Origin of the sequence: Thermococcus henrietii, assembly GCF_900198835.1 — an archaeon.
In the GTDB taxonomy this organism is placed as follows: Archaea; Methanobacteriota_B; Thermococci; order Thermococcales; family Thermococcaceae; genus Thermococcus; species Thermococcus henrietii.
In genome coordinates this window covers 1,729,456-1,750,852 of the sequence record NZ_LT900021.1, presented here as the reverse complement: position 1 = coordinate 1,750,852, position 21,397 = coordinate 1,729,456, and the positions used below count along the sequence as shown (strand labels likewise).

Here is a 21,397-nt window from a genome sequence, read left to right as displayed (position 1 = left end):
AATTGTATACCTCTTATTGTTTTGCTTTAATTACCTGATAACTCACACAACCTTAATATAGTAGGAAAGCAACCCTACTACTAAGGTGGCCCTACTATGAGCATCACGAAAGTAACCCGGAACTACCAGATAACGATTCCGGCCGAGATTAGGAAAGCCCTCGGCATAAGGGAGGGTGAACTTCTCGAAGTCAGCATCGAGGGAGACAGGATAGTCCTTCGGAGGCTCAGAAGGGAAAGAAAGCGCCTGAAACTCGGCAAGAACGTGACGCTCGGGGAGATAGAGAAGTCCATCGAGGAGGGCATGAGGGAATGCATGGGGTCATAGACACTAACGTCCTCATCTACGACACCTTCGAGGACACGGAGTTCCACAAAAAGGCTGAGGAAACCCTCGAATCCCTCGACAGGTGGTACGTTCCGGCGATAGTCGTGCAGGAGTACGTGTGGTTCTTCAAAAACAACGGTTTTTCAGCGAGAGAGGCCCTCGAAGCCCTGAAGGGGTACACAGAGGACCCGAGATTCAAGGGATTGAGTGAAGACCCCAGACTAATCGAAAGCGCCCTGGACTTAGTGGTGAGGGAAGAGCTCTCGCTCTCACGTTTCAACGATGCGGTAATTCTCCTCCACGCCCTGGAGAAGGGAAGCCTCGTTACCTTCGACGTCAAGCTGAGAAACTTGGCAAAAAGAAAAGGGGTTGTTGTTCTCCCAGAGGAGCTTTAATCACTTCAAAATTCCCAGGCTCTCGTTCGTCTTCCTTATGCTCCCCCACTTCTCCGCCAGCTCGAACATTGCCCTTATCGCGTCGATGTTCTCGGGCACCACGTCGCTCTCCTGGTGGACGGCCTGAATGTAGAACAGCCTGTTTCTTCTCACGCTGATGCTCTCCTTCCAGACGGCAATCTCGTAGAGGTTGTTCCACTCGCGGTGCAGGTCGCGGGCGAACTCTATGAGCTGGGCGGTGCTGTCGAAACCCTTCTCCTTCTCGAAGAGCAGAACGCGCGTGGTGTTCTCGAAGATATCCACGACGTCCTTCGCCTCGACCGGCTTCTTCAGCTCGACCATTACGCTGTGAACGTGCATGAGTGTCGTCGGAACGACGAAGGCACTCGTCTCGATGTTAATCGGTATAACCGTCTGGACGTCCGGACCGTGGTGGGAAGGAACGGTAACGCTCGGCGTAATGGCGTTTATGGGACCGCGCTTCGTGTCGTTGGGGTCGGCCGCCCTTCTAATCATGACCGCGTAAACGTAGTCGATGTATTCCTGAATCGCGCTCAGCGTCCTGGTTAGACCCGTCGTGTTGCAGGAGACGACGCGGACGTAGTCCTTGCCGAGGGCCTTCTCGTAGTTGGCCTGGGCCACGAACGAAACCTCGGCAACGTTCGCCTTCTCACCGCCCTGGAAGACGGCTTTAACGCCGGCCTTCTCGTAGAGGGCCTTGTTCTTCGCTCCCATTCCTCCGGGGGTGGCGTCAACGATTACGTCAACCTCGTTGAGAAGGTCCTCCAGCGTTCCGGCGACCTCGAAGCCCGCCTTTTCAAAGCGCGGAAGGAACTCCTCGCTGGCAGAATAGACGGGGATTCCCAGTTCCCTCGCGCGGTAGGCTTCAAAGTCCGGCTTGGTCTTGGTTACGCCGATGAGCTTCATATCGTCCTGCTTCGTGACGGCGTAAGCGACACGCTTTCCTATCGTGCCGTAGCCGTTGATTCCGACCTTAACCCTGGCCATGGCAACCACCGGGAGTTTTACAGCGATAAAATACTTAAGCGTTGCTTTCACCCGCGGTGAAAAGCACTTTGAAAAGGGGTCGTTTTGACATTCTCCTGCAAAAGCATTCCGCTGGCGTTATAAGCCCCGGAGTTGAAACTTCTCCGGTGGTGGGAATGTTCGCGGAGGTACTGACGGTAGGCGACGAGCTTTTGACTGGCAACACCGTTGACAGCAACTCCGCATTCATAGCGAAGAAGCTCACCGAGAGGGGCTACTGGGTGAGGAGGAAGACGACTGTAGGGGATGACGTGGAGGAGATAAAGACCGTCCTCAGAGAGATCCTCGGGAGAAAACCCGAGGTTCTCGTGATTTCGGGCGGTCTCGGGCCGACCCACGACGACGTTACGATGCTGGCGGTTGCGGAGGCCCTCAGCAGGAAGCTCGTCCTCTGCGAGGAGTGCCTTGAGAGGATTAAGGCATTCTACCGCGAGCTTTACGAGAAGGGCCTCATAGACGACCCCGAGTTAAACGAGGCGAGAAGAAAGATGGCCTACCTGCCGGAGGGCGCGGAACCGCTGGAGAACATCGAAGGTGCCGCTCCGGGGGCCTACATCGAGCACGAGGGTGTTAAGATATTCGTCCTCCCCGGAATGCCGCGCGAGATGAAGGCGATGCTCGAGAAGGAAGTCCTCCCGAGGCTCGGGAAGAAGAAGTTCGTCCAGAGGAAGCTTTTGGCGGAGATAACGGACGAGAGCAAGCTCGCGCCGATACTCAACGAGACGCTGGAGCGCTTTAACGTTAGAATCCACTCCTCGCCGAAGGGCTTCGGGAAGTACATCGGGATAATCCTCTTCGGTGAAAGCGAGGAGGAGATAGAGCGCGCGAAGGCCTTCATGGAGTCGAAGGGAATCCGCTTCGAGGAGGGCTGGTAACCTTTAAATCCTTCCCTCCAAGTTCGTTAGGGGTGAGAAGGTGCAGATACTCGAAGAGAAGCCCAAGGAGGGCATAGTGAAGGTAAAGGCCGAAACGCTGGACGACCTTTGGCACCTCTACCACGTCATAGACCCCGGCGACGTCGTTTACGCGAAGACCCTTAGGAAGCAGGCCCAGAGGACGGACTCACTGAGGGCCGAGAAGGTCGAGGTCATTCCTGTCTATCTCGGCGTCAAAGCTGAGAAGATAAACTTTCACAAGTTCGCAAACCAGGTCCGCGTTACCGGGCCGATAGTCTACGCGAGCAGAGAAGATGTTCCCCTCGGCAAGTACCACACGATAACGATTGAAGAAGGAACGGTCGTAACAATCCAGAAGCCCCGCTGGAAGGAGCACCACATAGAGCGCCTTAAGGAGGCGATAGAGGCCTCGAAGAGGGCCAAGGTCATGATTGTGGTGATAGACGAGGGCGAGGCTGACATAGCGCTAGTCCGCGAGTACGGCGTCGAGATGGTCGCTAGCATAAGGCGGAACCTCGGCGGGAAGCGCTACAACACAGATAGAGAAAGCGAGGAAAAGAAGTTCTTCCACGACTTGGCCAAGACGATGGCCGAGCTCATGGGGAGGGAGAAAATCGAGAAGGCGATTGTAGCTGGCCCGGGCTTCGTCAAGGAGGACTTCCACAAGTTCCTGCGTGAAAACTACCCCGAGCTGGCGAAGAAGGTCGTCATCGAAGACACCAGCGTAACCGGAAGGACGGGCATCTACGAGGTCATCAAGCGCGGAACCGTTGACAGGGTCTACCATGAGAACAGGGTTGCCAAGGAAGTCCAGCTCGTTGAGAAGGTCCTTGAGAACATCGCGAGGAACACCGGGTTGGCCACCTACGGCCTCAGGGAAGTGGAGGAAGCGGTGAACTACGGGGCCGTTGAGACGCTTTTGGTCCTCGACGAGCTTTTGAAGGGCGAGCACAGGGAGAAGGTCGAGGAACTCATGGACGCCGTGAGGTATTCAAGGGGTGAAGCTGTCATCGTCAGCTCTGAGCACGAAGGCGGTGAAAAGCTGAAGGCCCTTGGTGGCCTCGCGGCCCTGCTGAGGTTCAGGGTGAAGTGAGCCTGGAGCGCACGAATGAGAGAGTGAGTTCGGCGAGCTTTATCGCGTTCTCTGCCTCTTCTTTATCCGGCTCGTGGAGGGTTGGATACCTCGCCTCAACGGCGTAGGCGGTTAGAACATCAACATCATCATCGAAGAGCTTTAGGAATTCCGAATCTACTTCAGCGCACAGGAGTATGAGCTCTCCAATATCGTGGGTTCGCTTGATGGGCCTTCCTCTCGATACTAAAAACGCTTTTAGAGCTTTCTCTGCACACTGCTGGGGTGAAAAGTTGCATAATCGTAGAATTCGAGGGAAAGGCTGTTCTTGGCCAGCATGAGGTCTTTCTCAGCCTTCTGGAGCCACTCTCTGAAGCTCAAATTTTCACACCCTCCCTGAGGGCGTAGTAGTAGATGAAGCCGGTATCGTCTTTGACCTTCTCCAGCTCGTTCCTTGAGATGAAGAGGATATCCGCCTTGATTCTCTTCAACAGAAGCTCCCTGTGCATTCGTTTGTAGGCTTCGAGTTCCATTTTCCGTTCTACGGGCTCTGACAGAACAACCAAAACGTCCCAGTCGCTGTTGGCTCTAAAATCCCCCCCTGACTCGTGAGCCGAAGAGGATTATCTCGTCAACTTCAAGACCCAGTTCGCGTGATACCCTCAAAATCACATCGCGGATAAGCTCCGAGCTCATGGGTGATACTGCACCTTCCCTCTATTTATCGTTTGCCATAGAGCTCCGCGTAGGGGTCGCCCTCGAACTCCGGGAATGGTCTTTCCTCGCTATCCGCTATGAGAACCCTCTCTTTCTCCTCCGTGAACTCGCCAAGCTCGAAGGCCTTAATTCCATTCTTATTCAATTCCGTAATCAGGGAACCAGAGTTCTCCGGAGGCGTTATTGTTATCAGCGTTCCGCTTGAGGAGACGCCCCAGGGTTCCAGCTTATAGAAATCGAGAACCCTCTTCACGAGGGGGTTAAGCTGAAGTCTCTCGGCGTAGATCCTGAAGCCAACTCCAGAGTTGTCGGCAATCTCGTGGAGCGCCGTTAAACCACCTTCCGTCGCGTCGTGCATTCCCCTGACGAAGGACTTCGCTATCAGAGCATCTGGAAGAACAGTCTCGAGCCGATAGAGCGAGCGGAGTTCGGCGATTTGCCAGGGGGTTAAGACCTTCCTCAGCTCTTCAGCCTGGAAGTAGGCGGAGGAAACCGCGAACTCAAGGGCGACTTTGTTCGTAACGATTATTCTATCTCCCGGCCTCGCGAGGGGAAGCTTGAGCTCCTCCTTCCTCACGAGCCCCATCGCCGTTGTGGTTGCGGTTGGCTCGGAAATCGAGGGGTAAACTCCGGTGTGCCCGCCGATTACCGCCGTTTTATACCGCTCGCACTCCCGGTTGAGGTCCTCCATTGCTTTTCGGAGAAACCCCTTCGTTGTCCCCGGCGGGAGGAGAAAATCAACCACGAGCCACCTCGGCCTCGCCCCGAAGACGGCAACGTCGCTTGAGGCAAAATGGTAGGTGAAGAAGCCGAAGGTTTCAGCGGGAACGCCGAGCGTTGGGTCAGTGGCTATTACGAGGTAGTTCTCGTCGTCGTACTCGAGAACCGCCGAGTCAAAGCCTTCTTTCGGCCCGTGGATTACCTTGGCGTCCTCGATGCCTAGGTTCTGGAAGATTACCTCCCGCAGGACGTCGTTTCGGAGCTTTCCGGGCGGGAGCATCAGAACCACCGGTAGAGGATTATCGTAACGTTGTCGTGGGTGACGCCGAGGGCCTCGTTGAGCAGTGCCTTAACCGCCTCGCGGGGTTCGTTGTTCTCGCTCAGAATTTCAAGGATTCTCTTAGGTTTCACGTAGTCGTGAAGACCGTCGGTGCTCAAGAGAAGCCAGTCGCCGGGCCGGGCTTCCCAGCGGTAGAAATCCACGGCGAAGCGCCTCCCACTGGCGCCGATGACGTGGGTGAGCCTGCTGGACGCTGGATGGCCCCATGCCTCCTCTTCGGTCAGTTCCCCCCTGTCGAGGAGCTCCCTCAAGAGGTTGTGGTCGCGCGTCTGGGCCAGCACTTTTCCATTCCTTATCAGCTGGGCCCTGCTGTCGCCGGTGTTGGCGAGGAAAACCTCCCTTCCCCTGACAACGGCGGTGAGAAGCGTCGTTCCCATTCCGGCCCTCTCTCCAATGGCCTCCTCCAGAACGGCGGAGTTCGCGAGCTCGTGGGACTTCCTGAGGAGAACCCGTAGCATCGTCCCGTCCATTCCGTCCTCGTACTCGCTCAGGACGACCTCCCGGGCCGTCTCAAGGGCAATCGCCGAAGCCACTTCTCCCGCCGCGTGTCCCCCGAGACCATCTGCTATCCCGATGTAGTGACCGTAGGGGAGCTTCCCGATGGTGAACCCGTCCTCGTTGTTCTTCCTCGCCCCAACGTCGCTCGCCGCGCAGAGGTGAGGGTAGCAGAGCCACTTCGAGTCCATTCTCATCACCGTTTGAACTTTTCGATAACCTTTTTAACTTCTTCGAGTGTCTCTCCGTCGGCGTTCCAGGCCATTATCTCGAAGCTCGGCACGCGGACGCTTACCCTGACCCTCCGCCTCCTCGCGATTCTGCTGACCTCGTAGTTCACCCTGTAAGCCAGGTCCATCAGCTCCTCCGTGACGATTTCCTCGCGGTCTATGTACTGCAACGGACAGCCCTCGCGCCACTGCCTCCTCCTCGCGTGCTCGTACATGCGGTAGGGCTTTATACCAGCTTTCTCCGCGAGCCGTTCGACGACGTCTGCCGGGTACTTGATTAGGGGCCTGAAGAAGGGAACACCCATCCTTGGAATCTCGCAGAGCCTTATGTCTGTCTTACACTGGTCGAGGAGGGCCCCGATTATCTTATCGTTGGCGTTGTCGCCCTTTGCTAAGACGTCAAAGCCGTTGTTGAGGGCGAACCACTTGGCGTTCCATAGCATGATCTTCTTGCAGTTTATGCAGACCGGGCCCTTCCTGCCGGTAGCCTCACGGAGAAGGCCGTCCGTGATGTCAACCAGATAATGTTCAACGCCGAGGTTCTTCGTGAAGTGCATCGCCCAGTTAAGGGTCTCGCGCCAGCTCCAGCGGTGGAAGAACGTCAAAGCGGAAACGTCGAGGCCCGCTTTCTTGAGCAGGTAGAGAACGAGCGAGCTGTCCTTTCCCCCAGAGAAGAGGACGAGAATCTTCTTGCGGTGAACGCCAGACGCCATGGAGAACTCCCGGATTTCCTTAACAACATCCTTGAGCATGAAAAAACGTAAAGGACGGGGCTTAAAAACCTGAGCCTTAGATGTTGACCTTCTCAACCCACTGCTCGGCGAGGTCGCCGAAAACCGGGAACTTGTAGAGTTCGCCTTGGTAAGCCTTAACCATGCCCACAATCCAGGCTATGATGGCAATGAGTGATAGCAGGTATGCAATGAGTCCTCCAATGATAGGTATGAACTCGAAAACTTTAATCGCCACCGTGAAGAACAGGAACATCACAGTTGACTGCATCGCATGGAAGCGGACGAAGTAGCTCTCTTTCTCCAGCAACAGCAGGATTATTCCAGTTAACCACCATAGCAGATACGCGAGCAGTCCCTCCACGTTCTCATCCATCCCGAGGGACGTTTTTCTAATCTCCTCACCCATGGTAATACACCTCCATCCTTCTCTATTGAAGCTCCTATAAATACCTTTGCAACGGGGCTCACCTTTGGGGACGGTTTTCCAACCTCAGTGATTTGGATTCGAACCGCTGAGTTTTGTTAGGCTCACCAAAGATTTATTAAGGGATTCGCCAACCTCAAGTGGAATTAGGAAAACCTAACGGTGATGAACATGATTGTGCCCTTACTGTCACTCGCTCCTGGCGAGAGAGGGGTTGTGGTTGACCTGCGGGGAGGGCCTAACTTCAGGAGCAGGCTCTACGCGATGGGGCTGGCTCCAGGGGCGATTGTTAGGGTCCTCGAGAACTACCCAAGGGGGCCGGTTATAGTCGAGGCCGGCGGAACGAGGTTAGCGCTTGGAAAGGGTATGGCCTCAAGGGTGCTGGTGAGAAAACTCTGAGGTGATAGCATGGCGATGAGGGTGGTCGCCCTAGCCGGCAATCCCAACGTTGGAAAGACGACGATATTCAACGCCCTAACCGGTATGCGCCAGCACGTTGGCAACTGGCCCGGCGTTACCGTCGAGAAGAAGGAGGGCGTTTTTGAGTATAAAGGTGAGCGCTTTCTCGTCGTTGATTTGCCCGGAACCTATTCCCTCACCGCCCATTCAGTTGACGAGCTCGTGGCGAGGAACTTCCTCCTAAACGGAAACCCCGATGTGGTTGTTAACGTCGTCGACGCAACCTCGATTCTCAGGAACCTCTACCTCACGATGGAAATCTTCGAGATGGGGTTGAAGAACGTAATCATCGCCCTCAACAAGCTCGATTTGGCCGAGAAGAAGGGAATCAAGATAGACCCCGTGAAGATGTCCAGGGCCCTCGGCGTTCCAGTTGTTCCGCTCAGCGCCAAGGAAGGGGCAGGAATCGAGGAGCTCAAGGAGAAGGTATGGGAGATGGCGCACGGGAGGATAAAGACGAACCCCGTTCTACCGCGCTACGACGAGGCCGTCGAGAGGGAAATCGAGCACATTTCCAAGTGCCTCGAGGGAACCAAGCTGGCCGGCCGCTACCCGCTCCGCTGGCTGGCGATAAAGCTCCTCCAGCGCGACGACGAGGTCATGAAGCTCGTTCTGAGGTACCTCGGCGAGGAGAAGCTCAACGAAATAATGACCCACATAGGCGAGGCCGAGGAGTGCTACGGGCGGGCGATGGACCTGATTATAGCCGGCCAGAAGTACGAGTTCATAGACGGCCTTACCCATGAGTTCATGAGCTACGGGAAGGCCCGGGAGACGCTCACCGACCAGCTCGACAGAATCCTCGTCCACCCCGTTTACGGCTTCTTGGCGATGGCCTTCGTCTTCTACCTCGTCTTCAAGTTCGTCTTCACCTTTGGGATGCCGCTCCAGGGCCTCCTAGACGAGGCGTTCACGCGGTTCGGTGAGTGGCTTGCACCCCATATATCGAGTGAAACCCTGAGGGGGCTCTTGGTGCACGGTATCATCAGCGGTGTCGGCTCCGTCTTGAGCTTCTTCCCGCTCGTCTTCCTCCTGTTCCTCGCGCTTTCCTTCCTGGAAGACCTCGGCTACATGGCGAGGGTAGCGGTGCTGATGGAGGGGATAATGCGGAAGTTCGGCCTGCCGGGCAAGGCGATAATACCCCTAATCCTCGGCCTCGGCTGCAACGTTCCCGCTGTGATGGCCACGAGGACGCTCGACGAGGAGCGCGACAGGCTCGTGACGATGTTCGTCAACCCCTTCATCCCCTGCTCCGCCAGGCTCGCCGTCATAAGCTTCCTCGTGGGGGCATTCTTCGGAGGAGACGCGGTCGTCGCCGTTGGAATTTACCTCATAGCGGTCGCCGTGGCGTTGCTCTCCGCCAAACTCGTGAGCAGGTTCGTTTCCGGCGAGGAGAGCCCCTTCGTAATCGAGCTTCCGGAGTATATAATCCCGAGCGGAAGGAGCCTTCTCCTGCACTCGTGGGAGAGGAGCAAGGAGTTCGTCCAGAAGGCAGGAACGGTAATCCTCGTCGGCTCGATAGCGATATGGTACCTCAGCAACTATCCAGTGCCGATTGGAACCGGAAAGAGCTACGCCGAGAGGCTCGGCCACTTCGTCGCGCCTTACCTCAACCTCATGGGGCTCGACTGGAAGGCCGGGGTGAGCCTAATCTTCGGAATAATCGCCAAGGAGAACGTAATCTCAACGTACAGCATTCTCTACGGCGGTCTGACGGGGGAGGCACTCAAGGAGGCCATGATGTCCTCGATGAGCCCACTGCAGGGCTTCGTCTTAGCTGTCGTCACGACGCTCTACATACCTTGCGTGGCCACGATAGCGGCCATAAGAGCCGAGAGCAACTGGAAGTGGGCGCTCGCTGTAACCGTCTACATGATAACCGTCGCCTCGCTCCTCGGAATCCTGATATGGCACGTTGGAACGGCGCTGGGGTTGTGAAGATGGGCAAGATGGAGGAAGTGCTGAGACTCATCAACGAGGGCAAGCGGTTTCCTCAGGACATAGCAAGGGAGCTCGGGATTACGGTCGAGGAAGTCGAGGGAATAATCGAGCTCCTCAAAAGCCTCGGCTACATCGAGGAGGTTGAGCAGGGGCCGGCCTGCGAGACCTGCCCGCTCAGGAAGGTCTGCTACGGGAAGTGCCTCGTGCCGAGGGTGAAGGTGCTTAGACCGAGCTTTGATGTTCACAAAAACGAGCATTAGCGAACAACCCGGTGCACCCATCTTTTCGCCCGGTTGGGTGTTTCGCGTTCTTCAAGCAGGAACCGTTAAGCCGGCTTATCCACTCCATTCGCAGGGGTTATTGGGACTTTTGCCACGTTAACGTCAGCTTTTCGGGAGTAGTCACCGCCGGTTAAACCTTTCACCAGCGGTAATATATTTTATGGCCGTAAAATATATAAGCTGGCCCGTGGTATCTATAGACGGTGAGAACCATGAAGGCTGTCATTCTTGCAGGCGGTTTTGGAACGAGACTCAGGCCCCTCTCATCAACGAGGCCAAAGCCGATGATTCCGGTCCTCGGAAAGCCCAACCTCCAGTATATCCTCGAAGCGCTCGAGAAGGTCCCCGAGATAGACGAGGTTATTCTCTCCGTCCACTACATGAGGGGTGAGATAAGGGAGTTCGTTGACGAGAAGATGGCGGACTACCCCAAGGAAATCCGCTTCGTCAACGACCCCATGCCGCTCGAGACCGGTGGCGCGCTCAAGAACGTTGAGGAGTACGTGAGCGATGACTTCCTTGTGATTTACGGCGACGTCTTCACGAACTTCGACTACCGCGAGCTCATAAAGGCCCATGAGGAGAACGACGGGCTCATAACGGTGGGGGCGACCAAGGTCTACGACCCGGAGCGCTTCGGAGTTCTCGAGATGGACGAGAGCGGAAAGGTGCTCCACTTCGAGGAGAAGCCCAAGAGGCCCAAGAGCAACCTCGTCGATGCCGGAATCTACGTCGTGAACAAGAAGGTCCTCGAGGAGATTCCGAAGGGTAAGGAGGTCTACTTCGAGCGCGAGGTCCTCCCGAGGTTCGTCGAGCGCGGCGAGGTTTACGCCCACAGGATGCCGAAGGGGACCTACTGGGTCGACCTCGGAACTCCGGACGACCTGTTCTACGCCCACCAGATTGCCCTTGATGAGATGGCCCGCGAGAACGGCTACTTCCACATAGCCGAGAGTGCGGAGGTTCCGGAAGACGTCGAGATTCAGGGGCCGGTTTACATTGACGAGGGCGTCAGGATAGGACACGGCGTCAAGATTAAGGCATACTCCTACATCGGCCCGAACACCGTGATAGAGGACAGAGCTTACATCAAGCGCTCGGTCCTCATCGGGAGCGACATAATCAAGGAGCGCGCCGAGCTGAAGGACACGATACTCGGCGAGGGAGTTGTAGTTGGCAGGGACGTCATCGTAAAGGAGAACGCCGTCATCGGCGACTACGCGAAGATTTACGACGGACTCGTGATTTACGGGGCGAAGGTCCTGCCCTGGAAGAAGGTCGAGGAGTACGAGGCCTACATCAAGATAAAGCTCGACCCGACGAAGGTCAGGCCCGGCCAGTACCCGGACCGCTGTCCGCTCGGCCTGCCGGAGTGCATCTACAAGAAGTTCAAGGCGATAGCCGGCGAGAAGCCGCCGTGCGACGAATGTATCGAGAACCAGTGGCTATTCTGATTTCTCTTCCTCGACCCCTTTCTTCTTATCGACCCAGAACCGCCTCGTCCTTATGAACTGTCTCTCCCTCTCCATTAGAGCGAGGATTAATGAGTCTCCTTTGTACTGCGCGAGCAGTCGCGCGGCGGTATCCGGCCCCGTTCCGTAGCTTGCCAGCGCCAGCACCGCTTCGAAGCCGTAGGTATCGACCAAATCGGCCGCTTTCAGCAGCTTCCTGTAAGCTCTCTCTTCCTTCCTTTCGAGGGGTTTTCCGTGCCTCACTTTTTCAAGCACCGAGAGAAACTCCTCGGCGTCAATCGGGTGCGCCACAGCTAACATCTTTGAACCACAGCGCGGGCAATGCCTCAGATTGATGTTTTGAAGTCTCGCCACTTTCGTCTTTGAATTCCAGCCGCAGTTGGTGCAGACGAGAACGACCTCGTGCTCGAGCAACCTCTTCCTGAACAGCTCGATAAGCTCGTCCCTCTCGAGAACGCTCGACAGCAGGAACTCCCCGCTCACCGTCATGTTGAGCCTCGCCAGGGTTGACGGCTCCTTCCTCAGGACGGTCTTCACCCTCAGAGAGCCGGCCTTGAGCAGCTCCATCACGAGCTCCGCCTTTTTGACGTCAACCTTGTCGTGGTAGAGCTCGTTGAGCGTTTCCCTCTCAATCACCGTCCCCTCGAAGAGCCTCTCGATTCTCCTTATCCTCGCGTCCCGCCTCAAGGCACCGAACCGCTTGGCCACGTTCAGCATTCTCCAGCGGTAGGCGTGGGAATCCCTCAGAGCGCGGGAAACTATGAACTCGACGCTTTCGGGTTCCTGGTAGAGGTAGCGCTTCACTTCGTCGGGGTTGAGCTGGAACGGGGTCTTGAAGACTATCGCGTGCCCCTGACTCCTCACGGAGAAGACCCGGCCGTAGCGGAGGATTAGGAGCGAGTGAACTATCCTACCTATCGCTTCGTTCGCCCTGCTCCCGAAATCGGCGTGGATTATCAGCGCTTTGGGCGTGCTCTCGACGATAATATCTCTATCCGTTGGAAACGGCTCGTCCCTGATTTCATCAAAGGCCCTTCTAAGCTCATCTTCGCTGAACTCAACGCCCTCCAAAAGGCCTAATGCCTTTCTGAAGTCGAAGGCCAACTCCCTCCTCAGCCTGCCGACGTCGAATGCAACCCCGAAGGGAACCGGAATCATCTCACCTTCCCAGCTCGGTATCGCGCTCTCAAGACTCCTGCTCTCGCGGACTTTGAGGAGCCGGCTTTCGTCGTCTATCTTGAGCACTATCCAGCTCCGCCCGTTCATGACGAACTCCATGCCCTCTTCCAAATCCATCACGAAGCTCTCGTCAAGTCTTCCTATGACGTGCCCGCTTTTGGCGTCGAAAACTCTCCAGGAAACCTCGTCCGGAATCGTCGAGAGGTTCTCGTAGTAGTACTGAAACGCTCCTCGTCTAAGGTAGAGGAGGTTGCTCTCCTCATCGTAGCCGACAAGGCGAGCGTCCTCTAAAACGCTGAGAACGTCGAGGTAATCGCTCCAGCTCAAATCGCGGTAGACGTAAGCCCTTTTCGCTATCTCATAGGGCCTCTCGCGCGGAAGGCGTTTGTGTTCGATGAGCAACCCGACGACGAAGTGGGCCAGGACGTCAAGCCCGCCTATCGGCTCGACCGCCTCGAAGCGCCCTTCCAAGGCTCTCTTCGCTATGACAAGGCTCTGGAGGTAGTCCTCGACGTTCGTCGCTATGACGTAGCCCTCGCTGACCTCTCCAATCCTGTGCTTCGCCCTGCCGACGCGCTGAACCAGCCTGTTCACCTGCCTCGGACTCATATACTGTATTACAACGTCAACGTCGCCGATGTCTATGCCGAGCTCCATCGAGGAGGTGCAGATTAGGGCCTTGATTTTCCCCTCCTTGAGGGCTTTCTCGGCTCTGACGCGCGCCTCCTTCGAGAGCGAGCCGTGATGAACCTCGACGGGCTTTCCCCAGGCTTTGAGGCGGTGCGCAAGAACCTCGGCGAACTGGCGGGTGTTGGTAAAGATGAGAGCCTTCCCGTGCCTCTCAACGATTTCCCACAGAACCCTCAGACGGGACGCTATCTCCAGCGAGACGCTCAGCTTCTCCGCAAGCTCCTCGTCTTCCTCTTTCGGCTTCGGATAGAGGACGTGAAAGCGGTAGGCTTTCCTCCAGTTCGGCTTTACTATCACCTCGGCCCCAAGCCAGTCCCTTACCTCTTCCTCGTTGCCGACGGTTGCGGTCATGCCTATCCTCTTGAACTCGGCAATCTCAGCGAGTCTCTCAAGGTTCAGGAGGAGCTGGGAACCGCGCTTATTGTCTACAAGCTCCGCTATCTCGTCAACGATAACGAACTTAACGTTGCTCAGGTGCTTCCGGAGGGACTTAACCGTCAGAATCACGCCGAGGGTTTCGGGGGTGATGATTAGCATTTGAGGCGGATTCTTCGTCTGCTTCGCCTTCCTGTAGGCCGACGTATCGCCGTGCCTGACCTCGACGGTTATTCCGAGCTTCCTCCCCCACCATTCGAGCCTCTCGAGCAAATCCCTGTTGAGGGCCTTGAGAGGGGCTATATAAAGGGCCGAAATCGGCTTGAGACCGTTTTCAAGGATTTCATTGAAAACCGGCAGAACTGCCGCTTCCGTCTTCCCCGAGCCGGTTGGCGCGATGATTAGAACGCTCTTCCCGGAGCTAACCTCCCTGAACGAGTCCTGCTGGAGCCGGTTGAGCTTCCCAAAGCGCTCCCTGATGGCCTTCTTGAGGAGTGGGTGCATGATTCAAGGGAGAACCTTTAGTTCTTGAACTTTACTGTGTTCTCAAAATACCAAGTCGAGTTTTCATTTCGTTGAGTACGTTTTCCAGCGTATCTCCATTCAGCAGAGACTCTAATGCAGTAGAATCGAGGGCCAAAAATCTTTCCGTTGAGATTGCCGCGCTCAGAATCTTTTTATCTCCCGTCCATAGGGGAATACCAAGCTTCATGGCCAAGGCTATGAAGGGTGTGTCTTTCTCATCAAACTTGGAGGCTATCTGATAAGCTTCTCTGATTTTGTTGGAATAAAACTCAAGCGGGATTATCTGAACCAGTGAAAAGGTCAGAAACGTTCGGTATTCAAAGTCCTTTGCAAACTTCTTAAGTTTAGTGGAGTGTCGTCTGAACTCAAGGATGACCTCTTCCGGGGCGAAGAGGGTAAGCTCGTGCTCTTCGAGAAGCCTGAATGCCTTTGATTTCCTTCCAGATACTATATGGAAAACAGAATGTTGCTATCAACAACGACCCTCATATCAATCCCATTTTGATATATTTGTGCTTTACTTCGGCCCAGACTTCTTCCCTTGTTTCCTCAAAGAATTTCTTATCCAGGGGTATTCCTTCGGCAAGGGCCTCAAGGACTATCTTTCTTGATATCTTCTTCCCGAGCCCCTCTGCTATCCAGAGCTCGGCTTCCTGTTCCGAAACCCATTCTGGGACTTTCACGCTTATGACTTTCATGGTTTGGTATTTCTCAATAGTGGTTATATACCTTACTCGCTTTCAACCCCTACCGCTAACTTTATAAGACGATATATCGTTCGACATATCGGTGAAGAGATATGAACGTCACGAGGAACGGTGAAACGTACGACCTCAGCTATGCGAAGAAGGCCACGCTCGTCGTGGTTCTCCTCCCGCTCCTGGTCATGTATACAGAGGCGATGCTAACTCCCGCTCTGCCAACGATTCAGAAGGAGTTCGCAATAAACCCCAACGATGTCAGCTGGGTTCTCACAATCTACCTCCTCGTCGGAACGGTCAGCGTCGCGGTCTTTGGAAAGCTCGGCGACATGTACGGCAAGAAGAAGATGTTCCTCGTTGCCCTCGGCTTCTACACCCTCGGCGTCATACTCAACGGCTTTGCGCCGAGTTTCCGCTGGTTGCTCTTCAGCAGGGCAATCCAGGGCTTTGGAATGGCAATATTCCCGCTCGCCTTCAGCCTCGTTCGTGAGGAGTTCCCGCCCGAGATGGTGCCCCAGGTTCAGGGAATGATAAGTGCGATGTTTGGCGTCGGTATGGTCATAGCCCTCCCGCTCGGAGCTTACGTTACCCAGCACTGGGGCTGGCGCTGGACCTACCATACCGCCGCCCCATTCGCGGTTCTGATGTTCATCCTCGCGTGGAAGATACTCCGCGAGAGCAGATACATCAACCCCGGAAAGCTCGACTGGCAGGGCGCTCTGCTCCTCGTTTGGGCCGTCGTTCCGGCACTCGTCGCTGTAACGCGCGCCCCGAACGTCGGCTGGACCGCAAGAGAAACCCTCGTCCTCTTCGCTGTCTCGATAGTCGGCGCGGTCCTGCTCGTCCTCTGGGAGAAACGCGCTGAGAACCCGATAATCCCCCTCGACATCGTGACCGCAAGGAACCCCGCGATAGTGAACCTCGGAATAATGTTCGCGGCCTTTGGAATCTCAATGATGAGCCAGGCGAACACCTACATCTTCCAGATGAAGCCACCGTACGGCTTCGGCAAGAGCATACTCGAGAGCGGTCTGCTTATGACCCCAATGGCGGGCGTCATGCTCGTAATAGCCCCCCTGGCAGGTAAACTGATGCCGAAAATCGGCGCCAAACCCCTCGCAATAACGGGCGCTCTCATCGCGAGCTCGGGCCTCGCCATTCTGGCGAAGTACGCCCCTGAATTCCCGCCGAACCACCTCTGGGCTTTCGTGGCGATGATAACCTACGTTGGCGCGGGAATAACGCTGATGAATATCTCCTTCATCAACGTTCTCGTCTTCAGCGTCCCGCAGAGGGTCATGGGCGTCGCGACCGGTGCCAACAGCCTCTTCAGGAACTTCGGCTCGACGTGGGGACCGGCTATAGCCGGAACCGTCATGAGCACCTACTACACCCTCTTCCACCCGCCCGGTGCCCCTTCGTGGGTCAAGATAAAGATACCGACGACGAAGGCCTACGAGGTCCTCTTCGGGACCTCCGCAGGAATCTACCTCTTCCTGGCGATACTCAGCCTGGCCATCGTCGAGGTCATGAAAGGTGGAAAGATTCGCGAGGTCGAGAACGGGGGAGAAAAGGAAGTAGAGGTTGGCTGAACTCCGCTTTTCTTCTCTTTACTCTCCCCTGAAAGCCTTCAAATACAGCTCCCTTATCTCTTCCGGCTTCGCCTCGACAGGGTTGAAGGCCAAAAGGCCGTCGTGGTATGCCTTCTCGGCCATCTCGTCGAGCCTCGCCATGAATGTCTCTTCATCAACGAGCTCGCTCAGCTTCGGAACGTCCGTCCGCTCGTTCAGCTCTCTGACGGCATCAACCAGCGCCCTCCAGTCCCTCAGCCCGAGCTCCCTCGCTATCTCGTCGTAGCGCCTCCTCGCGTAGTCGCTTCTCTCGGCGTTGAACTCCATAACGTAGGGCAGGAATATGGCATTGAGAAGTCCGTGCGGACCGAGCCAAGCGGCCTTGTGGCTCATCGCGTGGCAGATACCGAGGCGCGCGTTGAGAAAGGCGATTCCGGCCATTGTAGAGGCGTAGTGCATCCTTTCGCGCGCTTCCTCGTCGCCTTCGAGGCTCTTCTCAAGGTAGCTGAAGACGGTCTTTATTGCCTTAATCGCCATCGCGTCGCTGAAGTCGTTGGCGACCTTCGTGGTGTAGGCCTCTATTCCGTGGACGAGGACGTCTAACCCGGAATTCCTCGCCACTTCCCTCGGCATTGTCATCGGCAGGCGGGGGTCAAGTATCGCAACCTCAGGCGCTATCTCGGGCGTAACGATGTTGTACTTGATTCCGCCCTTCTTCAGAACGCTCGCTCCGGAGACCTCGCTTCCTGCACCGCTCGTCGAGGGAATCGCTATGAGCTTCGTCTTCAGCTTCGGAACCGGTTTGGGCCTTGAAAAGCGGTCCATGAAGGCTATCTCCTCAAAGTTCAGCTCGGGAGCATCGTAGAAGACCTTCAACGCTTTCGTCGTGTCTATCACGCTTCCACCGCCGAGCGCTATCAGCAGGTCAGGTTTAAACTCCCTCACCTTCGGCAGGAACTCCTCTATCGTTTCCACGCTCGGCTCCGCCGGAAGGCCGGCTATGGACAGAACCTCCGCTCCCGCTTCCCTAACGTAATCCTCCGCCTCGCTCAGGAAGCCGTGCTTCTTCATTGAGTTGCTGGCCAGAATAAGAACCTTCTCGTGCCCGCTTATCTCTTTCCTGAGCTTCTCGAGGGAGCCCCTGCCTTCGATGATTCTCGTCTTGAGCCAGAACATCGCCACCACCGGACCGAATTCGAGGGAATCCTTTTAACGGTCTCGCAGGGTTGGAAAACACTTTCATTTACAGAAAACTCTTTTGTTTACGCAAACGTTTAAATTCGAATCCCGAACCTCCTTTTCGGGTGGTCTAATGAAGGGTGTTACAGGTATTGTCTTGGTTTTGCTGCTCTTGGGAGCCGTTGTCGGCGCGGGCTGTATAGCCTCGGGAAGTCACCACGGGAGCGAAAAACCCTTCTCGGGTCAAACCGTCGTCGTCTGCTCTGGAGCCGGCCTGATGAAGCCGATGAACGAGCTGATAAGCCTCTTCGAGAACGAGACCGGCGCGAAGGTCGAGGTGCACTACGGCGGGAGCAGCGAAATCTTCGGCGTCCTTCAGACGACATGCGGTTGCGATGTCTTCATCCCCGGGGCCTGGTACTACACCGAGCAGGCCATGAAGAAAGGGTACATCCTCAACGACACCGTCATCAACGTTACGGAGCACGTCCCGGTCATAGCGGTTCCGAAGGGCAACCCGAAGGGAATCCACTCCCTCAAGGACCTTGCGAAGCCCGGCGTTAGAGTCGTCCTCGGCGACCCGAAGGCCTGCGCCATCGGTAAGGTCGCCAAGAAAATCCTCGAAAAGAACGGCCTCTGGGAGAACGTGAGTAAAAACGTGGTGGTCTTTACCCCGACGGTTAACCAGCTCCTCATCTACATCGCCACCGGGCAGGCGGACGCGGCGATAATCTGGGAGGACATGGTGACGTGGGCCCAGTCAAAGGGCAAAATCGAGGTTATTCAGATACCGCGCGAGCAGAACTCGATTAAAACCATCCCAACCGCCGTGACGACCTGCGCCGAAAAGGACGGCCACCTCGCCGTCGCGAAGGCCTTCAACGAGTTCGTAGCTAATCACACGGAAATCTGGGAGAAGTGGGGGTTCAGGCCATGGAAGGGCTGAGCTTCAGGAGAGTCACGATTGCGGTCGCGTTCATCTTCACGTTTTTCCTTTTCGTGGCGATAGCGACGCTCTTCTTCGTGCCGAGGCCCCACGAAATCCTTGAGGCGCTGAGGTCGGAGGAGATGGTCTACTCCCTCAAGCTCTCGCTCATAACGGCATCGGTCTCAACGGTTCTCGTCATCCTCGTGGGAATACCGATAGGCTACGCCCTCTCGCGCTTCGACTTCCCTGGAAAGAGCGCGGTCAAGTCAGTCCTCGACCTGCCGATGGCCTTCCCGGAGCTCGTCCTCGGTCTCGCTCTGCTCCTCCTCTTCGGCAGGACTGCGGTCGGGGAAGCCCTCAGCGACCTTGGGGTAAAGGTTGTCTTCACGAAGCTCGGCATCGTCGTGGCCCAGTTCTTCACGGCACTCCCCTACGCCGTCAGGGTAATCTACACGACGTTTGAGGAGATAAGCCCGCGCTACGAGCTCGTCGCGAGGAGCCTCGGCTACTCCGAGTTCGAGACCTTCAGGAAGGTGACGCTCCCGATGGCCAAGAACGGCCTCTTTGCCTCGACCATAATCTCGTTCGCGCGCTCGATGGGTGCCTTCGGTGCCGTGCTCATCTTAGCTGGCGGGAGCTACATGAACACTGAGATACTGCCGGTGACGCTCTACCTGAACATCTCCTACGGCAACATCGGCATGGCAATAACGAGCGGCATAGTGCTCGTCGTGGTCTCGTTCCTCGCGATACTCCTCTTCGAGAGGCTGGAGGGTGGAGAGCATGGCCCTGTTAGAGGTTGAGAACCTGAGCATAGACCTCGGGGACTTCCACCTTAGAGACGTCTCGCTCTCGGTCGAGGAGAACGATTACCTCACCGTCATCGGGCCAACCGGGGCCGGAAAATCCGTCCTCCTTGAGGCGGTAGCCGGCTTTTACCCCCTCCTCTCAGGAAGGGTAATCCTTGAGGGGCGCGACATCACCAACGAGCCGCCGGAGCGGAGGGGGATAAGCATAGTCTACCAGGACTACATGCTCTTCCCGCACATGAGCGTCTTCGACAACATAGCGTTCGGGCTGAGGAAGAAGGGCCTCCCGCGGGGAGAAATCGAGAGGGAGGTCCGCTCAATAGCTGGGGAGCTCCACATAGGTCACATCCTCCACAGGAAGCCAGGGACGCTGAGCGGCGGTGAGCAGCAGAGGGTTGCACTCGCAAGGGCCCTAATCGTCGGGCCAAAGGTCCTCCTGATGGACGAGCCTTTCTCCGCCCTCGACTCGAAGACGAGGGAAAAGTTGCGCTCCCTCGTGAAGTCCGTCATCGAGGAGCACGGCACGACGGTAATCCACGTCACCCACGACTTCGAGGACGTCTTTGCCCTGGCAAAGCACGTCGCGGTGATGAGAGACGGGAGAATTGTCCAGTTTGGAACGCCGGAGGAGGTCTTTTCGCGGCCGGGTGACGAGTTCATAGCGAGCTTCGTCGGGACGAACCTGCTCAGGGGGCGCGTTGAAGGCCTCCGCGACGGCCTGACGGCTGTTAGGGTCGGGGACGTAATCCTCTACACCGCTGATGAGGCGGAAGGGGAAGCCACGCTCTCGCTCAGGCCAGAGGAGATAATACTCGCCAGGGAGCCCGGGGAATGCTCTGCTCAGAACGTTGTCCCCGTTGAGATAGCGGAGATGGAGAGGCGCGGCCAGCTCGTCTGGCTTTCGCTCGTCTCGGACGGCCTCTCGCTCCGCGCGGTTGTCACACCGAACGCCGTCGAGCTGCTCAAGATAAGGCCCGGTGAGAGGTTCTACGCCCTCTTCAAAGCGAGCGCACTGAGGGTGGTGAAATGAACCCTCTGAGGCTCTTCGAGCTATACCTCGACGAGGACTGCCCCTACTTCGACGAGACAACCGAGCTGCTCGGCATTGAGGGGAAAGGAGAGCTGAGGATAATCTCAAGGGAGCCTGGAGTTTCAGCGTGCACGGAGGAGCTCTCCGCTTTTTTATCCTCCCTTGGACTTGAGACCGGCTTCATCCCGAGCGGAAGAACTTTCGATGCAGGCTCGGCAATCCTCTCGGCGAGGGGAGACCTGAGAACGCTCTTCCGGGTCTGGCGCGTGAGCCAGACGTTCCTCTCGCTGACCTGCGCGATAGCGACCGAGACGAGAAAGCTCGTCAATCTCGCGAGGAAAGTAAATCCCAACGTCATCATCGCGACGACGCGCAAGACTCACCCGGGGATGCGCTACTTCGAGCTGAAAGCAGTTAAAGCCGGCGGCGGGGGAATCCACAGGAACTCGCTCAGCGACTCCGTTCTGATAACCGGGAACCACCTCCGCGTTGTTGATTGTCTCGGAGGGCTTGGAGACCTTAAAACCCTCAGAAAAGTCGAGTTGGAGCCAGGGACTGCCGAGGAAGCCATGAAGTACGCCAAGACCGCTGACCTTCTCCTCCTCGACCACTTCTCACCGGAGGAGCTTGAGGACCTCGTGCCGAGACTTAGGGAGCTTAACCCCTCGCTTGAGATAGCCGTCGCGGGCAACATAAACGCCGATAACATCGCCGACTACGCCCGCCTGGCCGATGTCATAGTGACGAGCGCTCCCTACTACGCCAGGCCCCTCGACCTGACGACGAGGATTGAGCGACTTTAATGGACACATCTGTGGCGCAAGGTTTAAAGTTCGTGTAATTCACCACGCACATGGAAT

Annotated in this window: 23 protein-coding genes and 1 pseudogene; 13 read left to right on the top strand and 11 right to left on the bottom strand. The window is 56.4% G+C overall.

Going from position 1 to position 21,397, the window contains the following annotated elements:
- The first annotated feature begins 96 nt into the window (after nucleotides 1-96).
- On the top strand, nucleotides 97-327 hold the full coding sequence (locus tag CS910_RS09590; RefSeq protein WP_099211540.1) for an AbrB/MazE/SpoVT family DNA-binding domain-containing protein: 231 nt from the start codon (nucleotides 97-99) through the stop codon (nucleotides 325-327).
- Complete coding sequence (locus CS910_RS09585; RefSeq protein ID WP_099211538.1) at nucleotides 312-722, top strand: PIN domain-containing protein; 411 nt, start codon at nucleotides 312-314, stop codon at nucleotides 720-722. The genes CS910_RS09590 and CS910_RS09585 overlap by 16 nt, the downstream gene beginning before the upstream one ends.
- Here CS910_RS09585 and CS910_RS09580 read toward each other — a convergent pair whose 3' ends face one another.
- Nucleotides 723-1,730, bottom strand: coding sequence for a phosphorylating glyceraldehyde-3-phosphate dehydrogenase (locus CS910_RS09580; RefSeq protein ID WP_099211536.1), 1,008 nt, complete (start codon nucleotides 1,728-1,730; stop codon nucleotides 723-725).
- Between the two features lie 155 nt (nucleotides 1,731-1,885).
- Here CS910_RS09580 and CS910_RS09575 point away from each other — a divergent pair, with 155 nt between their 5' ends.
- Together CS910_RS09575 and CS910_RS09570 are read left to right on the top strand one after the other, a co-directional pair.
- Nucleotides 1,886-2,644, top strand: a complete 759-nt coding sequence (locus CS910_RS09575) for a molybdopterin-binding protein (protein ID WP_099211534.1) — start codon at nucleotides 1,886-1,888, stop codon at nucleotides 2,642-2,644.
- A 40-nt stretch (nucleotides 2,645-2,684) separates the two neighbouring features.
- Nucleotides 2,685-3,758 (top strand): mRNA surveillance protein pelota, encoded by a 1,074-nt coding sequence (locus CS910_RS09570; protein ID WP_099211532.1) that lies wholly within the window; start codon nucleotides 2,685-2,687, stop codon nucleotides 3,756-3,758.
- On the opposite strand, the pseudogene CS910_RS12240 reads toward CS910_RS09570, so the two are convergent.
- The 6 genes and pseudogenes from CS910_RS12240 to CS910_RS09540 all read right to left on the bottom strand — a co-directional run bounded on the left by CS910_RS12240 (nucleotide 3,745) and on the right by CS910_RS09540 (nucleotide 7,379).
- Nucleotides 3,745-4,076 (bottom strand): annotated as a pseudogene (locus CS910_RS12240) (HEPN domain-containing protein). The gene CS910_RS09570 and the pseudogene CS910_RS12240 sit on opposite strands and share 14 nt — an antisense overlap.
- 38 nt (nucleotides 4,077-4,114) lie before the next feature.
- Complete coding sequence (locus CS910_RS12080) at nucleotides 4,115-4,303, bottom strand: hypothetical protein (RefSeq protein WP_223211956.1); 189 nt, start codon at nucleotides 4,301-4,303, stop codon at nucleotides 4,115-4,117.
- Nucleotides 4,304-4,458: 155 nt separating this feature from the next.
- Nucleotides 4,459-5,454, bottom strand: coding sequence for an AIR synthase family protein (locus tag CS910_RS09555; RefSeq protein ID WP_099211530.1), 996 nt, complete (start codon nucleotides 5,452-5,454; stop codon nucleotides 4,459-4,461).
- Nucleotides 5,454-6,206: a PP2C family protein-serine/threonine phosphatase gene (locus tag CS910_RS09550; protein ID WP_197704291.1), complete on the bottom strand. Its 753-nt coding sequence runs from the start codon at nucleotides 6,204-6,206 to the stop codon at nucleotides 5,454-5,456. The genes CS910_RS09555 and CS910_RS09550 overlap by 1 nt, the downstream gene beginning before the upstream one ends.
- Entirely contained in the window at nucleotides 6,206-6,991 is a 786-nt protein-coding gene (locus tag CS910_RS09545) for a DUF7411 family protein (protein WP_099211526.1), read from the bottom strand. Before CS910_RS09545 ends, CS910_RS09550 begins: the two co-directional genes overlap by 1 nt.
- Nucleotides 6,992-7,028: 37 nt before the next feature.
- A complete protein-coding gene (locus CS910_RS09540; protein WP_099211524.1) occupies nucleotides 7,029-7,379 on the bottom strand; it encodes a DUF4870 domain-containing protein in 351 nt (116 codons plus the stop codon).
- Nucleotides 7,380-7,568: 189 nt separating this feature from the next.
- On the opposite strand from CS910_RS09540, the gene CS910_RS09535 reads away from it, so the two are divergent.
- The 4 genes from CS910_RS09535 to CS910_RS09520 all read left to right on the top strand — a co-directional run bounded on the left by CS910_RS09535 (nucleotide 7,569) and on the right by CS910_RS09520 (nucleotide 11,532).
- Complete coding sequence (locus tag CS910_RS09535; RefSeq protein WP_099211522.1) at nucleotides 7,569-7,796, top strand: FeoA family protein; 228 nt, start codon at nucleotides 7,569-7,571, stop codon at nucleotides 7,794-7,796.
- A 9-nt stretch (nucleotides 7,797-7,805) separates the two neighbouring features.
- Entirely contained in the window at nucleotides 7,806-9,794 is a 1,989-nt protein-coding gene (gene feoB, locus CS910_RS09530) for a ferrous iron transport protein B (protein ID WP_099211520.1), read from the top strand.
- A 2-nt stretch (nucleotides 9,795-9,796) separates the two neighbouring features.
- Entirely contained in the window at nucleotides 9,797-10,057 is a 261-nt protein-coding gene (locus CS910_RS09525) for a DNA-binding protein (protein WP_099211518.1), read from the top strand.
- A 233-nt stretch (nucleotides 10,058-10,290) separates the two neighbouring features.
- A complete protein-coding gene (locus CS910_RS09520) occupies nucleotides 10,291-11,532 on the top strand; it encodes a sugar phosphate nucleotidyltransferase (protein WP_099211516.1) in 1,242 nt (413 codons plus the stop codon).
- Here the strand turns inward: CS910_RS09520 and CS910_RS09515 are convergent.
- The 3 genes from CS910_RS09515 to CS910_RS09505 are packed head-to-tail and all read right to left on the bottom strand — an operon-like array spanning nucleotide 11,524 to nucleotide 15,017.
- Nucleotides 11,524-14,298 (bottom strand): DEAD/DEAH box helicase, encoded by a 2,775-nt coding sequence (locus CS910_RS09515; protein ID WP_099211514.1) that lies wholly within the window; start codon nucleotides 14,296-14,298, stop codon nucleotides 11,524-11,526. The two genes, CS910_RS09520 and CS910_RS09515, sit on opposite strands and share 9 nt — an antisense overlap.
- A 31-nt stretch (nucleotides 14,299-14,329) precedes the next feature.
- Nucleotides 14,330-14,770: a PIN domain-containing protein gene (locus CS910_RS09510; RefSeq protein WP_099211512.1), complete on the bottom strand. Its 441-nt coding sequence runs from the start codon at nucleotides 14,768-14,770 to the stop codon at nucleotides 14,330-14,332.
- A gap of 34 nt (nucleotides 14,771-14,804) precedes the next feature.
- Nucleotides 14,805-15,017 (bottom strand): hypothetical protein, encoded by a 213-nt coding sequence (locus tag CS910_RS09505; protein WP_014122108.1) that lies wholly within the window; start codon nucleotides 15,015-15,017, stop codon nucleotides 14,805-14,807.
- Nucleotides 15,018-15,118: 101 nt separating this feature from the next.
- On the opposite strand from CS910_RS09505, the gene CS910_RS09500 reads away from it, so the two are divergent.
- A complete protein-coding gene (locus tag CS910_RS09500) occupies nucleotides 15,119-16,612 on the top strand; it encodes an MFS transporter (protein WP_099211510.1) in 1,494 nt (497 codons plus the stop codon).
- An 18-nt stretch (nucleotides 16,613-16,630) separates the two neighbouring features.
- Here the strand turns inward: CS910_RS09500 and CS910_RS09495 are convergent, their stop codons facing one another.
- Nucleotides 16,631-17,767: an iron-containing alcohol dehydrogenase gene (locus tag CS910_RS09495; RefSeq protein ID WP_099211508.1), complete on the bottom strand. Its 1,137-nt coding sequence runs from the start codon at nucleotides 17,765-17,767 to the stop codon at nucleotides 16,631-16,633.
- Nucleotides 17,768-17,903: 136 nt separating this feature from the next.
- On the opposite strand from CS910_RS09495, the gene modA reads away from it, so the two are divergent.
- From modA to CS910_RS09475, 4 genes are read left to right on the top strand one after another with little or no spacing between them, the layout of a single operon-like run.
- A complete protein-coding gene (gene modA, locus CS910_RS09490) occupies nucleotides 17,904-18,716 on the top strand; it encodes a molybdate ABC transporter substrate-binding protein (protein WP_099211506.1) in 813 nt (270 codons plus the stop codon).
- Nucleotides 18,704-19,501 carry an ABC transporter permease gene (locus CS910_RS09485; RefSeq protein ID WP_099211504.1) on the top strand — a complete coding sequence of 266 codons (798 nt, stop codon included), beginning with the start codon at nucleotides 18,704-18,706 and terminating at the stop codon, nucleotides 19,499-19,501. Before modA ends, CS910_RS09485 begins: the two co-directional genes overlap by 13 nt.
- Nucleotides 19,482-20,537: an ATP-binding cassette domain-containing protein gene (locus CS910_RS09480; RefSeq protein WP_099211502.1), complete on the top strand. Its 1,056-nt coding sequence runs from the start codon at nucleotides 19,482-19,484 to the stop codon at nucleotides 20,535-20,537. The genes CS910_RS09485 and CS910_RS09480 overlap by 20 nt, the downstream gene beginning before the upstream one ends.
- Nucleotides 20,534-21,340 (top strand): beta/alpha barrel domain-containing protein, encoded by an 807-nt coding sequence (locus CS910_RS09475; RefSeq protein ID WP_099211500.1) that lies wholly within the window; start codon nucleotides 20,534-20,536, stop codon nucleotides 21,338-21,340. The genes CS910_RS09480 and CS910_RS09475 overlap by 4 nt, the downstream gene beginning before the upstream one ends.
- Nucleotides 21,341-21,397 lie beyond the last annotated feature (57 nt).

Coding starts and splice junctions, on each gene's coding strand:
- CS910_RS09480 (WP_099211502.1), top strand. CDS start 19,482: ATGGCCCTGTTAGAGGTTGAGAACCTGAGCATAGACCTCGGGGACTTC.
- CS910_RS09515 (WP_099211514.1), bottom strand. CDS start 14,298: ATGCACCCACTCCTCAAGAAGGCCATCAGGGAGCGCTTTGGGAAGCTC.
- CS910_RS09575 (WP_099211534.1), top strand. CDS start 1,886: ATGTTCGCGGAGGTACTGACGGTAGGCGACGAGCTTTTGACTGGCAAC.
- CS910_RS09545 (WP_099211526.1), bottom strand. CDS start 6,991: ATGCTCAAGGATGTTGTTAAGGAAATCCGGGAGTTCTCCATGGCGTCT.
- feoB (WP_099211520.1), top strand. CDS start 7,806: ATGGCGATGAGGGTGGTCGCCCTAGCCGGCAATCCCAACGTTGGAAAG.
- CS910_RS09495 (WP_099211508.1), bottom strand. CDS start 17,767: ATGTTCTGGCTCAAGACGAGAATCATCGAAGGCAGGGGCTCCCTCGAG.
- CS910_RS09505 (WP_014122108.1), bottom strand. CDS start 15,017: ATGAAAGTCATAAGCGTGAAAGTCCCAGAATGGGTTTCGGAACAGGAA.
- CS910_RS09585 (WP_099211538.1), top strand. CDS start 312: ATGCATGGGGTCATAGACACTAACGTCCTCATCTACGACACCTTCGAG.
- CS910_RS09525 (WP_099211518.1), top strand. CDS start 9,797: ATGGGCAAGATGGAGGAAGTGCTGAGACTCATCAACGAGGGCAAGCGG.
- CS910_RS09485 (WP_099211504.1), top strand. CDS start 18,704: ATGGAAGGGCTGAGCTTCAGGAGAGTCACGATTGCGGTCGCGTTCATC.
- CS910_RS09550 (WP_197704291.1), bottom strand. CDS start 6,206: ATGAGAATGGACTCGAAGTGGCTCTGCTACCCTCACCTCTGCGCGGCG.
- CS910_RS09590 (WP_099211540.1), top strand. CDS start 97: ATGAGCATCACGAAAGTAACCCGGAACTACCAGATAACGATTCCGGCC.
- modA (WP_099211506.1), top strand. CDS start 17,904: ATGAAGGGTGTTACAGGTATTGTCTTGGTTTTGCTGCTCTTGGGAGCC.
- CS910_RS09540 (WP_099211524.1), bottom strand. CDS start 7,379: ATGGGTGAGGAGATTAGAAAAACGTCCCTCGGGATGGATGAGAACGTG.
- CS910_RS09520 (WP_099211516.1), top strand. CDS start 10,291: ATGAAGGCTGTCATTCTTGCAGGCGGTTTTGGAACGAGACTCAGGCCC.
- CS910_RS09580 (WP_099211536.1), bottom strand. CDS start 1,730: ATGGCCAGGGTTAAGGTCGGAATCAACGGCTACGGCACGATAGGAAAG.
- CS910_RS09555 (WP_099211530.1), bottom strand. CDS start 5,454: ATGCTCCCGCCCGGAAAGCTCCGAAACGACGTCCTGCGGGAGGTAATC.
- CS910_RS09535 (WP_099211522.1), top strand. CDS start 7,569: ATGATTGTGCCCTTACTGTCACTCGCTCCTGGCGAGAGAGGGGTTGTG.
- CS910_RS09500 (WP_099211510.1), top strand. CDS start 15,119: ATGAACGTCACGAGGAACGGTGAAACGTACGACCTCAGCTATGCGAAG.
- CS910_RS09475 (WP_099211500.1), top strand. CDS start 20,534: ATGAACCCTCTGAGGCTCTTCGAGCTATACCTCGACGAGGACTGCCCC.